The organism is Phenylobacterium sp., assembly GCF_030698145.1.
Taxonomy (GTDB): domain Bacteria; phylum Pseudomonadota; class Alphaproteobacteria; order Caulobacterales; family Caulobacteraceae; genus Phenylobacterium.
In genome coordinates, this window is the sequence record NZ_JAUYNW010000023.1 from 35,654 (window position 1) to 48,448 (window position 12,795).

The window sequence follows — 12,795 nt, forward strand, 5'->3', positions numbered from 1 at the left end:
CACGTTGGCCCGCGCGTCTTCCTGGCACGGCGACCTCCCCGATTCGGGCGGCGCCGCCACGAAGGAGCAACCCATGAATGCCATTCGAACCAGCTCGACGATCCTGGCCCTGACCCTCGCGCTCGGCGCTTCCCCCGCCATCGCGCAGGATCGCGGCGGCGTCGCCCGGCCCCTCGCCACCGCCCGACCCGCCGTCGACCTGGATCGGGTTCAGGTCGCACCGATCGACCGGCGCCACATCCGGCCGGATCGACCTGATCACGACGGCAATCTGCGGGCCCGCCTGCGCAACGCCTGTTTCGGGCCGGGCGCACCGCCCCCGGTCTGCCGCCGGGTGTTCGGCGATCATCCCGGCGGACGGCCGGACGTCACCACGCGCGGCCCCATGATCGCCCCCGTCGCCCCGCGCCCAGCGGGCTGACGTCTCGTCCACGGCTTCGTCGCCGCTCAGCGAGGGGCGACGAAGCCGTGGCCGTAGACCGGATCGCGGCCCGGCACGCCCAGGTCCGTCGCCCGCCGCGCCAGTTCGTCTGGCGTGACCTGGCCGCCCACCAGCCGCCCGGCCACCACCGGCGCGGCCATCGAAGTCCCGGTCCAGCGCCCTCCGGCCGCGCCGACGTCGACGCCGGGCGCCGCGAAATCCACATGCTCGCCCTGGGTGGCCCGTCGCCATATCCGCAAGCGCGCGTCGACGGCCGTCACCCCGATCACCCCGGGCAGGGCCGCGGGAAACGGCGCTCGGGCGTGGGGTCCCTCGTTGCCGGCGGCGGCCACGATCACCACGCCTCGGCGGGTGAGCCGCTCGATCACCGCCGCCAGGGCCGTGTTGGGCGGGCCGGTCAGGCTGACATTGATCACCCGGGCCCCGCTGCTCGCCGCCCAGTCCGCGCCGCGGGCGATGGCGCTGACCGCCGCGCCTGGCAGGGGCCCGGATTCCGCCGCGTCGGCGGCCAGCAGCGTCAGGCCCGGGCCGCCGGCGGCCCGGGCATAGACCGCGGCGACCGCCAGGGCGTGGGCGCTGGTCCTGGCGGGGCCGGCTGAGAACCGCGCGGTCACCACCCGCACCCCCTCAAGCGCCGCATGGCCCGCCGGCAGGCCGGAATCGATCATCGCCCCGATCCGAGCCGGCCCGGGCGTCGACGGCGCCGGGACTGGGACGGGCCCGGACGGGCCGGCCAGCCGCGCGGCCTGGAACACGTAGACGAAGTTCAGATCGATGGCGTCGTCCGGGCGCGCGGCGCGCAGGGCCTCGAACAACGCCTGGGTCTGTACGCCCTCCGGCGCCTGGAACGTCATCAGGATCAGGCCCGCCGCGGGAAGCTCGGCCCGGCTGGTCTCGCGCAGGCCAAGCGCCCGGGCCGCCTCAGCGGCGCCCGCGTCGGCCGCGGCGACCACGATTTCGCCCCGCCGGAACCAGGCGCCCCTCGGGTCGCGCTCATAGGCCGCCTCGACAGCGGCCTGGGTGCGTCTGCGCGCCGCTTCGCGCTCGGTCGCTACACGGTCGACCTCCACACCCCGAGTTGGGAAGCGCTCGAGGGAGGGACGCATCGGCCGCTCGACCATGCCCGCGGGCGGACGCGCCGCCGGCCCGCGCTGGGCGAGCGCGAGCGGCGGCGCGGTCAGCACCAGGGCGAGGACAAGGCAGGCCGGCCAGCGCAAGGAACGGACTCCGATCGCAGGGGCGCGGGAATAGACACGCCTCCTGAGACGTCTTTGGGGGTGCGCATATTCCGGCCGGACAGCGTAACAATAGCTTTAGCGCCCGGCCAACATGGCAGGGGAGGCTCAGTGGCGGCACGCGGAGACGACATCGAGACCCGGCTGACGGCGCTGATCCCGCGCCTGCACCGGTTCGCCTGGATGCTGACCGGCGCGAGCGCCGACGCCGACGACGTGACCCAGGCGACCCTGGAGCGCGCCCTCATACATCGCCGTGAGCTCTCCGAGGGCGCTCATCTGGAAGCCTGGGTGATCCGGGTGGCGCGCAACATCTGGCTGGACCAGTTGCGCCGCCGCCGGGTGCGCGACGTGGCGGTCGATCCGGCGATGCTCGGCCCCGGCCATGACGAGAAGGAGGACCTACGCATGCAAGGCCAAGAGGCGCTGGCGGCCTTCGCCACCCTGCCGCCCGGCCAGAAGGAGATCGCCACCCTGGTCCTGGTGGAGGGTTACACCTATCACGAGGCGGCCACGGCGCTTGAGATCCCCATCGGTACGGTCATGAGCCGCCTGGCCCGCGCCCGGCGCGCCCTGGCCGAACGGCTGCTGGGCCCGGAGGACGCACCGCTCGCCCAAGGAGCCGGCGGATGATCCTCGATGACGAGACCTTGATGGCCTTCGCCGATGGCGAACTGGACGCCGAGGCGTCCCGGGAGGTCGCCGACGCCATCGCCCATGACCCCGTCCTGCGCGCCCGGGTGGAACGCTTCCGCGCCGTCCGCGCCCTGGTGAGCGACGCCGCGACGGCCCACGCGCCGCCGGTCCCGCCGGGCCTGCTGGACGCCGCGCGGCGACATGTGGACCGGACGCAGGCCGGCCGATGGACCCTGCCCACCGCCTTGGCGGCCGGGATCGCGGGACTGGCCCTAGGGCTCGGCGTGATGACCGCCCAGACCGGGCCCGCCCTGGTCGACGTCAAGGCCGGCATGGCGGCGCGCGGGGCGCTGAAGGCCGCGCTCGACGCCACGCCCAGCGGTGAGTCGAAGGCCGGCGGCGGCCTCGCCGTCTCGCCGCAATACACCCTGCGCGCCGCCGACGGCCGGACCTGCCGCGGGTTTCGTGTCACCGGGCGGGCCTCGGTGCTGGAGGGCGCGGCCTGCCGCGAGGACGACGGCTGGCGGCTGCTGGTGCTGGCCCCCGCCGTCGCGGCGCCCAAAGGCGGTTTCGCAACCGCCGCCAGTCCCGAGCCGGTCGCCGTCCAGGCCGCGGTCGACGCCCTGGGTGCCGGAGACCCCCTGGGCCGCGAGGCCGAGCGCGCCCTGATCGAGGCCGGTTGGCCGATCTCGCCAAGCTCAAGGGAATAGCCGGCCGCCGCCGCGCGTCTTCTCCCGGTACAGGCGGGAGGGCGCGACATGAATGGATGGATGCTGGCGGCGATACTGGCGGCGACGCCGTGCGAACCGATGGAGGTCTCCATCTCCTCCGGTCTGGACTGGTCGTCGGGCGACTACGGATTGGACACCGAGACCAGCGCCCTTCTGGCGCCGATCTCCATCGATCTCGACCTGGGCGACCTGACGCTCAGCGCGGGCGGCGCCTATGCGGTGATCGAGGGCCCTGCCGGGATCACGGCCCCGGACGGCGAGGTCTTCGCCCCACGCGCCTCTGACGATGCGCGCCGCGATGGGTTCACCGATCTGTCGCTCGGCGGGAGCTGGAGCCGGACCGCTCCGACCTGGCCGGGCTGGATCGCGCTCAGCGGCGGCGCGACCCTGCCGACCGCCGATCCCGACGAAGGCCTCGGCGCAGGCTCAAGCGACCTCTTCGCCGGCCTTGAGCTCGGCTATGACGCCGACCCTTTCCTGCTGGCGGTGAACCTCAACTACCGGGCCACGGACGTGGCCGGGCTGCGCGACCCGGTGGGCGCGGGCGTCTCGATTCTGCGCCTGGTCGGCGCCGACGGCGTGCTCGGCGCCAGCCTCGACGCGCGGCAGTCCACCATCCCCGGCCTGGCCCCCCAGGCGGAGATCTCGGTCTTCGCCGGCGGGTCCATCTCGCCGTCGGTCCGGCTCGACGCCTACCTGGTGACGGGGCTTACCGGGGCGAGCTCCGACCTGGGCTTCGGACTGTCCCTGCGGCGCAGCCTCGGCGTGACGGATCGCGCGCCGAGCGTGCGAAACTGATGCCCGCCTCCGCACGGCCATGCTAACCGGGGGCCATGGCGCGCAAATTCACGCTCGAATTCCTGAGGACTGAAGCGGCCTCGGGCGTAATCCTGGCGAGCGCGGCCCTGCTGGCGATCCTGCTGGCCAACTCCCCCTGGTCCGAGGGTTATTTCAGCTTCATCGGCCACCCGATCACCATCCAGATCGGCGCCTTCCACGAGACCAAACCCGTCCTGAAGTGGATCAAGGACGGGCTGATGGCGATCTTCTTCTTCGTCGTCGGGCTGGAGATCAAGTACGAGCTGCTGCGCGGAGAGCTCTCGAATCCCCGCCGCCTGGCCTTGCCGGTGCTGGCGGCGATCGGCGGCATGGCCGCCCCGGCGGCGATCTACCTGGCGCTCAATCTGGGCGCCGGCGGCGCACCCCAGGGGTGGCCGACGCCGGTCGCCACCGACATCGCCTTCGCCCTGGCCGCCCTGGCCGTGGTGGGACCCAGGCTTCCGCCGGCCCTGCGGGTCTTCCTGCTGACCCTGGCCATCGCCGACGACCTGGGCGCCGTGGCCCTGATCGCCATCCTGTTCACCGCCAAGGTCAATCTCTACGCCCTGGGCGGCGCGGCGGCGGCGGTCGCGCTGATGGCGCTGATGTCGCGCTGGAAGACCGCGCCCTACCTGTTCTACGCCGCCTGTTTCGCGCTCGCCTGGGCCTTCACCCTGAAGAGCGGGGTCAACACCTCGCTGGCGGGGGTCGCGGCGGCCATGACCATCCCCATCGATCCGCGCAAGCCGGGCCACGAGGGGCCGCTCAAGCACTTCATGGAGAGCATGCACCCCTATGTGGCCTTCCTGATCCTGCCGCTGTTCGCCTTCGCCGCGGCGGGGTTCTCGTTCAAGGGCCTGTCACTCGACGCCCTGTTCGGCCCCGTGCCCCTGGGCATCGCGCTGGGCCTCTTCGTCGGCAAGCAGATCGGCGTGTTCGGGATCGGCGCCCTGGCCATCGGCCTGAAGATCGCCCGGCGGCCCACGGGCACGAAGTGGCTGGAGCTCTACGGCGTCTCGCTGCTCTGCGGCGTCGGCTTCACCATGAGCCTGTTCATCGGCGGGCTGGCGTTCGACGCCGGCGACATGGCGGCGCAGACGCAGGTGCGGATCGGCGTCGTGGTCGGATCGCTGCTGTCGGTCCTGGTCGGGATGGCGGTGCTGGGCGTGGCCCAAGGCCGGCGCAACGCCGAGGACTAGCCGCCGCCAGGTTCAGGACAGGTTCAGGCTGGCCGCGCGATCTTCAGGGCGAACGCAACTGGAGTCGCCCCATGAGACGCCTGTTTGTCACCGCCGGCCTCGCCGTATCGCTCACGGCCGCCGCCGCTCACGCCCAGCCCGTGGAGACATTCGACCGGAAATCCAATGGCGAGTGGGTCTACGAGTACAAGGACGGGCGCAGCGACGTGAAGCGCGAGCGAAAGCCCGGCGAATACAAGGAAGAGATCAAGCACCGCGACGGCGTCTCGAAATTCGAGCGCAAGGCCGACGGGAGCTGGAAGGAGGAGATCAAGGACGGTCGCTGCGAGACCAAGCGCGAGCGCACCAGCGGCGGCGAATACAAGGAAGAGCGCAAATGCGGATGAACCGCGCCGGCGAGGCCTAGAGCAGGTCGCGGGCCCAACGTTCCTCGCCCCGGCGGGCGGCGACCACGGGCCGGCCCGCGAAACGGCTGACGCTCTCGACGGTCTGGTCGAAGTCCGGGGCCTCGGGGTCGGCGCTCTGGCTGATCACCACCGCGTGGATTGGGACGCCGAAGCCTTCCAGGGCTGCGATGGCCGTCAGGGTGTGGCTGATCGATCCCAGATACGACCCGCCGACCAGCACCGCCGGCAGCCCCGCCTCGGCGTGAAGATGGGCGCAGAGGCCGTCCTCGGCGATCGGGGACATGATCCCGCCGGCGCCTTCGAAGATCTTCAGGTCGGCCTGGGTGTCGCCCAGGAACGGGCGGCAGGCCTCGATCACCTGGGCGTAGACCAGGCTGCGGCCCTCGGCCCGGGCGGCCATGGGCGGCGACAGTGGGGCGCGGAACCGCAGCGGCGAGACGGCGTCCAACAGGAGCTCGGTGGGCGCAAGGCCCAGGGCGCGCAGCAGGCGGCCCGGATCGCTCTCGCCCCAGTCGTCGGGATCGAAGCCGCTCACCACCGGCTTCTGCACGCCCACCCTGCGGCCCTGGGCGACGGCGGCGCGGATCAGGGCGCAGGCCACATAGGTCTTGCCCACGTCGGTGTGGGCGCCTGCGATCGAGAGACCGCGCATGCTCAGGCTCCGATCAACGGACGGATGGCGGCGGCCAGGCGGTCGATCTCGGCGTCCGGGTGGCCGGCGGTGAAGGCCAGGCGCAGGCGCGCTGTCCCGGCCGGTACGGTCGGGGGGCGGATAGCGATGGCCAGGAAGCCCTGGGCCTCCAGCGCCGCGGCGGCGGCCAGGGCGGCGGCGGCCTCGCCGATGACGATGGGGACCACGGCGCTGGTCGCCTCGGGCAGGTTGAGCGCGCGGGTGAAACGCCGGGCCTTGGCCAGGGGCGCGGCCACCCGCTCGGGCTCGGCGGCGATGATGTCGAGGGCCGCCAGGGCGGCCGCGGCGTTCGCGGGCGGCAGGCCGGTCGTATAGACCAGGGTCCGGGCGCGGGTCTTGAGCAGGTCGATCACCGGGGCGCTGGCGCAGACATAGGCGCCGTAGCCGCCGATGGCCTTGGAAAAGGTCCCCATGGCCAGGTCAACCCGCGCGCCGGGGAACATGGCCGCCGCGCCGCGGCCCACGCCCACCACGCCCAGGCCGTGGGCGTCGTCGACCATCAGCCAGGCGTCATGGGCCCTGGCCAGGACGCTGATCTCGTCCAGAGGCGCCAGGTCCCCGTCCATGGAGAACACACCGTCGGTGGCGATCAGGGCGCGCTTGGCTCCGCGACGGTGTTCGCCAAGCTTGGCGGCGAGATCGGCCATGTCGTTGTGCGCGAAGGCCACCACCTGGGCGCCCGAAAGCTGCGAGCCCGCCCAGATGCAGGCATGGGCTAGTTCGTCGACCAGGATCAGGTCGCCCACGCCCATGACCGTCGGGATGATGCCGCTGTTGGCCAGGTAGCCCGAGCCGAACACGCAGGCGGCCTCGTAGCCCTTCAGCGCCGCCAGCCGGCCCTCAAGTTCGCCGAACAGCGGATGGTCGCCCGTCACCAGGCGCGAGGCCCCCGCCCCGACCCCGTGTTCCTCCACCGCCCGGATCGCGGCGGCCTTCACCGCCGGATGGTGCGAGAGGTTGAGATAATCGTTGCAGGAAAAGGAGAGCAGGCGCCGCCCGCCCCGCTGGACCCAGAGGCCGTCCAGGCGGTGGGTGGGCGCCAGGGTGCGCCGCAGGCTGCGAGACTCCAGGGCGGCGAGCTTGTCCTGGGCGAAGGCGGTGAGACTGTCGGTCATGGCGCGACGCGGTATGCACGAGGTTGGCCCTGGGCTAAAGCGCGCTCGTCACCTTCGAGGTTGGGGAGAGAACGCATGGCGCCGCAGCCGGACTGGATGACCACGGGCGCCGCCCACGTCTGGCGCCCCTACTGCCAGATGAAGACCGCCCCCCCGCCCCTGGCCGTGGCGCGGACGCAGGGCGCCCGGATCATTCTTGAGGACGGCCGCGAGCTGGTGGACGGCATCGCCTCGTGGTGGACCGCCTGCCACGGCTATAATCACCCGCATATTCGCGCCGCCGTGACCGCCCAACTGGAGCGGGCGCCGCATGTGATGTTCGGCGGCCTGGCCCATGAGCCGGCCTATCGGCTGGCGACGCGGCTGGCGGCCCTGCTGCCCGGCGACCTGGACCATGTGTTCTTCGCCGAGAGCGGTTCGGTGGCCGTCGAGATCGCCATGAAGATGGCCCTGCAGTTCTGGATCAACCGCGGCGTGGAGGGCCGCACGCGGTTCCTCAGCTTCCTCGGCGGCTATCACGGCGACACCCTGGCCACGATGACCATCTGCGACCCCGAGGAGGGGATGCACGGCCTGTTCGCAGGCGTCATGCCCGCCCAGCATATCGCCGCCCTGCCGAGCGACGCGGCCTCCGAAGCCGCGCTCGACGCCCTGCTGGCCGCCAAGGGCGCGGAGATCGCCGCCATCATCGTCGAGCCCCGGGTCCAGGGCGCCGGCGGCATGCTGTTCCACGACGACGAGGTGCTGCGCACCCTGCGCCGGCTGGCCGACAAGCACGGCGTGCTGCTGGTCTTCGACGAGATCTTCGTGGGCTTCGGGCGCACCGGCGACCTGTTCGCCTGCAGCGGCTCAGGCGTGGTCCCCGACATCGTGACCCTGTCGAAGGCCCTGACCGGCGGGACCCTGCCGCTGTCGGCCGCCATCGCGCGCAAGCCGGTCTTCGAGGCGTTCTGGTCGGACGACCCCGGCGCGGCCCTGATGCACGGCCCGACCTATATGGGCAATCCGCTGGCCTGCGCCGCGGCCAACGCCAGCCTTGACCTGTTCGAGACCGGGACCTGGAAGGCCGACGTGGCGCGGATCAACGCGGCGCTGACCGAGGGCCTGGAACCGTGCCGGGCCGCGAAGGGCGTGGTCGATGTCCGCACCTATGGCGCCATCGGAGTGGTGGAGTTCGAGGCACCCGCCGCGGTCGGCGCGCTGTGCGCAAGGTTCGCCGAGCTGGGCTGCTGGATCCGACCGATGGGCAAGGTCATCTACCTGACCCCGCCCTTCGTGACGTCGGACGAGGAGCTCACGCGGCTGACGGGGGCGATCCGAAGCGTGGTCTGCGGTTAGGCTCGCACCCAATACCGCTCATCCCGGCGAAGGCCGGGACCCAGAAGGAAAGACTCTCAAGCGGGCTCTGGGGGCGGCGAACCCATCCAATCCGCCACTGATCCCTGAGATCTGGGTCCCGGCCTTCGCCGGGATGAGCGGAGGGTTTGGCATGCCCTTGGGACTGATACCTACCCCAGCGCCGCCTTCAGCGCCGCCACGGTCTCCTTGGTGGCCACGTCCACGGCTGGGGAGACATCGCCCATGCTGTAGAAGTCGTGGACCATGTCCTTGTACTCGACGTGGGCGGCCGTCACGCCCGCCGCGTTGAGGCGCGCGGCGTAGTCACGGCCCTCGTCCTTCAGCGGATCGTAGCCGGCGGTGACCACCAGGGCCGGCGGGGTGCCGGCGACGTCGGCCTTGGACCCCAGGTTGGCGCGGTGCTCCTGGGGATGGCCGACGGCGGCCAGGCATTTGTCGAACCAGGCGATGGCCGCCTTGGTCAGGATCGGGCCGTCCAGGTCCTTGCGAGACTGGGTCTCCACGTCGGGCCAGATGCCGGGATAGAGCAGGAGCTGGAAGGCCAGCCTGCGCTTGGGGTCGTGCTTCATGTCGATGGAGATCGAGGCCGCCAGGTTCCCCCCCGCCGAACAGCCGCCCACCGCGACGCGGGCCGGGTCGAAGCCGATCTCGGCGGCATGGTCGAAGGCCCATTCCGTGGCCGCCAGGCAGTCGTCGTGACCGGCCGGGAACGGATGCTCGGGCGCCAGCCGGTAGTCGACCGCCAGGACACGGTAGCCGGAATAGGCCGCCAGCCGGCGGCAATGGCCGTCATGGGTCTCCAGGTCGCCGATGGCGAAGCCGCCACCGTGGAAATAGACTAGGCCCGGCGTGGTCGCCGCCGCGCCGGCGGGCACGTAGAGCCGCGCGCCGATCGGGCCGTTTCCACCATCCACCTGGATGTCGGTGGCCGTGACGTCCTTGGGCGCGCCCAGGTTCTGGGCCTGGCGCTGCATCCGGTAGCCGGCGCGGATCATCTCCGGCGGCAGGGCGTCCAGGGGCGGCATCTCCTGGCCCGCCGCGGCGGCGGCCTGTTCGTCGATCATCGCCTTGAAGTGCGGGTCCATGGGGAATGCCTTCTCTGAAATCTCAGCCGACGTTGCGCGTGCGGCCTTGCCAATAGGGGTCGCGCAGTTCGCGGCGCAACACCTTGCCCGAGGGGTTGCGCGGCAGGACGGCGACATAGTCCACGGACTTGGGCGTCTTGAAGCCGGCGATCTGGCCGCGGCAGTGTTCGATGATCGAGGCGGTGTCGGCCTCCGCGCCCGGCCGCAGGACCACGACGGCTTTCACGGCCTCGCCCCAGCGCTCGTCGGGCACGCCGATCACCGCGGCGTCGGCGACGGCGGGATGGCCCATCAGGGCGTTCTCCACCTCGGCCGGATAGATGTTCTCGCCGCCCGAGACGATCATGTCCTTCACCCGGTCGTGGATGAACAGGTAGCCGTCGACGTCGAAATAGCCGGCGTCGCCGGAGCGGAACCAGCCCTGCGGACAGATGGCCTCGGCGGTGGCCTCGGGGCGGTTCCAGTAGCCCTTCATGATGCCGCTGGAACGGATCTCGATCTCGCCCACCTCGCCGACAGCGGCGTCGCGGCCGTCCAGCCGGATGCGGATCTCGTAGCCGGGGGTGGGCTTGCCACAGGCCCGCAGCTTGCCCAGCGCCGGATCGTGGGCCTCCGGCGGCAGATAGGTCCCGCCGCCGATCGTCTCGGTCAGGCCGTAGAGCTGCATGAAGTCCGCGCCGAACCGCGCCTGAGCGCGGGTCAGCACCTCCTCGGAGATCGGCGAGGCGCCGTAATAGATGTGCCGCAGGCTGGAGAGGTCGGCTTCGCCCTGGGCCGGGTGCTGCAGCACCATGTTGATGATCGCCGGCGCCATGAAGGCGTGCTTGATCCGGTGTTCTTCGATCAGCTCGAGCAGCAGGCCGATATCGACCTCGCGCATGATCACGGCGCGTGCGCCCTGCATCAGCGACAGCATGCCCAGATTGGCCCCGGCCACGTGGAACAGGGGCATGGCGACCAGCACCCCGTCGCCCGGCGTGAACTTCGCCCAGACCTTCGTCGCCCCCTCGAAACTGGCCAGGTAGTTGGTCTCGGTGAGTTGCACGCCCTTGGGCAGGCCGGTGGTGCCCGAGGTGTAGAGCTGGATGACGTCGTCGTCCGGGAGGGCCGCCAGCTTGGGATCGATCGCCGGATGGGCCCCGATCCACGCGCGGAAGCCCTGCCGCTCAGGATGGCCCGGCTCGAACTGGATGACGGTCGAGAGGTCGGGCAGGTCGAGACCCGCAAGGGTTTCGGCGTAGTCGCGCCCCACGACCAGCAGCTTGCACCCGGCGTCCTTGAGGATGAAGGCGATCTCCGGCGGGGCCAGGCGCCAGTTCACCGGCGTCAGGCAGGCGCGGATCTTCAGGCAGCCGAACCACAGGACGAAGAAGTCGGCGTTTCCCTTGGCGAGCGTCCCCACCCGGTCGCCGGCCTGGACGCCGGCGCCCAGCAGGGCCTGGGCGCATTGCGAGGACAGGGCGTCGAACTGGGCGTAGCTGATCGCCTCGCCCTCGAACCACAGGGCCTGGGCCTCGGGCCGCGCAAGCGCATGGTGGCGCGCGACGTCGGCGACGCATGTGATGCCCTGGGACATCGATCCTCCCACCTCCGCTCCGCGACCCGTTCGCCGTGGAGCCACCAAGATGCTCCCCTTCTGGGGGAGCTGTCGCCGCAAGGCGACTGAGGGGGACTTTGAATCCTTCTTGTGGGCTTCAGCCCCCTCCGTCACGTCGCCGATAAGGGCGACGCGCCACCTCCCCCAGATCGCGCTGCGCGCTGGGGGAGGATTTGCGTTCCGATCTACTCCGCAGCGACTTTCGGCGCGTAACCGAGCATGGCCTTGGTCTCCAGGAACTCGTGGAAGGCGTAGTCGCCCCACTCGCGCCCGTTGCCGCTCATCTTGTAGCCGCCGAAGGGGGCCATCATGTCGCCGCCGCCGCCGTTGATCGACACCTGGCCGGCGCGCAGCTTGGAGGCTACCTGCCGGGCCTTGGCCAGGTCGGCGCCGTTGACGTAGGCGGCCAGGCCGTACTCGGTGTCGTTGCCGACCTCGATGGCCTGGTCGAGGGTCTCATAGCCGAGGATCGACAGCACGGGGCCGAAGATCTCTTCCTTGGCGATGGTCATCTCGTTGGTGACGTTGGCGAAGACGGTGGGCTTCACATAGTAGCCCTTGTCCAGGCCCTCCGGGCGGCCGACGCCGCCGGAGACCAGGGTCGCGCCCTCGTCGCTGCCGGCCTGGATCAGCTACTGGATCTTGTTGAACTGGATCTCGGAGACCACGGGACCCAGCTGGCTGTTGCCGTTCGGGTCGCCGACGGTGACGGTGGAGACCGCCTCGCGGGCCACGGCGATGGCTTCGTCCATGCGGCCCTTGGGGACCAGCATGCGGGTCGGCGCGTTACAGGACTGACCGGAGTTGGTCATCATGGTGGCCACGCCACGGCCCACGCCCTTGGCGAAGGCGGCGTCGTCGAGGACGATGTTGGGGCTCTTCCCACCCAGTTCCTGAGCCACGCGCTTGACGGTCGGGGCGGCGTTCTTGGCCACCTCGATGCCGGCGCGGGTGGAGCCGGTGAAGGAGACCATGTCCACTTCGGGGTGGCTGGAGAGCGGGACGCCGACGCCGAGGCCGTCGCCCTGGACCATGTTGAACACGCCGGCGGGAACGCCCGCGGCATGCATGATCTCAGCGAAGATGTGGCCCGAGAACGGGGCGACTTCCGAAGGCTTCAGCACCATGGTGCAGCCCGTCGCGATGGCCGGGGCCACCTTGCAGACGATCTGGTTCAGGGGCCAGTTCCAGGGGGTGATGAACCCACAGACGCCGATCGGCTCCTTGACGATCATCGTCGGGCCGCGGTCTTCCTCGAACTTGAAGGTCTTCAGCACTTCCACGGCGGTGGCCAGGTGGCCCATGCCGATCGGAACCTGGGCGCGCTGGGCGAGGTTGGCGGGGGCGCCCATTTCCTCGGTCACGGCGGTGGCCAGGTCGCCGAAGCGCTTCTGATATTCGGCCAGGATGCGGCCCAGGACTTCCAGGCGCTCCTCGCGGGTGGTCTGGCTCCAGGCCGGGAAGGCGGCGCGGGCGGCC

12 protein-coding genes and 1 pseudogene are annotated in these 12,795 nt (G+C 71.3%); 7 read left to right on the top strand and 6 right to left on the bottom strand.

Features of this window, described 5'->3' with window-relative positions; genetic code table 11:
* The first annotated feature begins 73 nt into the window (after nucleotides 1-73).
* Nucleotides 74-421: a hypothetical protein gene (locus tag Q8Q77_RS02720; RefSeq protein WP_305580923.1), complete on the top strand. Its 348-nt coding sequence runs from the start codon at nucleotides 74-76 to the stop codon at nucleotides 419-421.
* Nucleotides 422-447: 26 nt separating this feature from the next.
* Here the strand turns inward: Q8Q77_RS02720 and Q8Q77_RS02725 are convergent, their stop codons facing one another.
* The gene (locus tag Q8Q77_RS02725; protein WP_305580925.1) at nucleotides 448-1,659 is read right to left on the bottom strand and encodes a S8 family serine peptidase; all 1,212 of its coding nucleotides are present in this window, start codon (nucleotides 1,657-1,659) and stop codon (nucleotides 448-450) included.
* A gap of 129 nt (nucleotides 1,660-1,788) precedes the next feature.
* Here Q8Q77_RS02725 and Q8Q77_RS02730 point away from each other — a divergent pair, with 129 nt between their 5' ends.
* The 5 genes from Q8Q77_RS02730 (at nucleotide 1,789) to Q8Q77_RS02750 (ending at nucleotide 5,448) form a co-directional block, all read left to right on the top strand.
* Nucleotides 1,789-2,310 carry an RNA polymerase sigma factor gene (locus Q8Q77_RS02730; protein ID WP_305580927.1) on the top strand — a complete coding sequence of 174 codons (522 nt, stop codon included), beginning with the start codon at nucleotides 1,789-1,791 and terminating at the stop codon, nucleotides 2,308-2,310.
* On the top strand, nucleotides 2,307-3,023 hold the full coding sequence (locus Q8Q77_RS02735; RefSeq protein ID WP_305580929.1) for a hypothetical protein: 717 nt from the start codon (nucleotides 2,307-2,309) through the stop codon (nucleotides 3,021-3,023). The genes Q8Q77_RS02730 and Q8Q77_RS02735 overlap by 4 nt, the downstream gene beginning before the upstream one ends.
* A 48-nt stretch (nucleotides 3,024-3,071) precedes the next feature.
* Nucleotides 3,072-3,842: a hypothetical protein gene (locus Q8Q77_RS02740; RefSeq protein ID WP_305580931.1), complete on the top strand. Its 771-nt coding sequence runs from the start codon at nucleotides 3,072-3,074 to the stop codon at nucleotides 3,840-3,842.
* Nucleotides 3,843-3,877: 35 nt separating this feature from the next.
* The gene (gene nhaA / locus Q8Q77_RS02745; protein WP_305580933.1) at nucleotides 3,878-5,062 is read left to right on the top strand and encodes a Na+/H+ antiporter NhaA; all 1,185 of its coding nucleotides are present in this window, start codon (nucleotides 3,878-3,880) and stop codon (nucleotides 5,060-5,062) included.
* 71 nt (nucleotides 5,063-5,133) lie between these two features.
* Nucleotides 5,134-5,448: a hypothetical protein gene (locus tag Q8Q77_RS02750; RefSeq protein WP_305580935.1), complete on the top strand. Its 315-nt coding sequence runs from the start codon at nucleotides 5,134-5,136 to the stop codon at nucleotides 5,446-5,448.
* A gap of 16 nt (nucleotides 5,449-5,464) precedes the next feature.
* Here Q8Q77_RS02750 and bioD read toward each other — a convergent pair whose 3' ends face one another.
* Nucleotides 5,465-6,121, bottom strand: a complete 657-nt coding sequence (gene bioD, locus Q8Q77_RS02755) for a dethiobiotin synthase (RefSeq protein ID WP_305580937.1) — start codon at nucleotides 6,119-6,121, stop codon at nucleotides 5,465-5,467.
* 2 nt (nucleotides 6,122-6,123) lie between these two features.
* A complete protein-coding gene (gene bioF / locus Q8Q77_RS02760) occupies nucleotides 6,124-7,275 on the bottom strand; it encodes an 8-amino-7-oxononanoate synthase (RefSeq protein ID WP_305580939.1) in 1,152 nt (383 codons plus the stop codon).
* A 75-nt stretch (nucleotides 7,276-7,350) separates the two neighbouring features.
* Here bioF and Q8Q77_RS02765 point away from each other — a divergent pair, with 75 nt between their 5' ends.
* Entirely contained in the window at nucleotides 7,351-8,613 is a 1,263-nt protein-coding gene (locus tag Q8Q77_RS02765; protein WP_305580941.1) for an adenosylmethionine--8-amino-7-oxononanoate transaminase, read from the top strand.
* Between the two features lie 170 nt (nucleotides 8,614-8,783).
* On the opposite strand, the gene Q8Q77_RS02770 is transcribed toward Q8Q77_RS02765, so the two are convergent.
* From Q8Q77_RS02770 to Q8Q77_RS02780, 3 genes and pseudogenes are all read right to left on the bottom strand, one after another.
* Nucleotides 8,784-9,719: an alpha/beta hydrolase gene (locus Q8Q77_RS02770; protein WP_305580943.1), complete on the bottom strand. Its 936-nt coding sequence runs from the start codon at nucleotides 9,717-9,719 to the stop codon at nucleotides 8,784-8,786.
* Between the two features lie 22 nt (nucleotides 9,720-9,741).
* Nucleotides 9,742-11,295, bottom strand: a complete 1,554-nt coding sequence (locus Q8Q77_RS02775; RefSeq protein WP_305580945.1) for a long-chain-fatty-acid--CoA ligase — start codon at nucleotides 11,293-11,295, stop codon at nucleotides 9,742-9,744.
* Between the two features lie 206 nt (nucleotides 11,296-11,501).
* Nucleotides 11,502-12,795 (bottom strand): annotated as a pseudogene (locus Q8Q77_RS02780) (aldehyde dehydrogenase family protein); the annotation flags it as partial.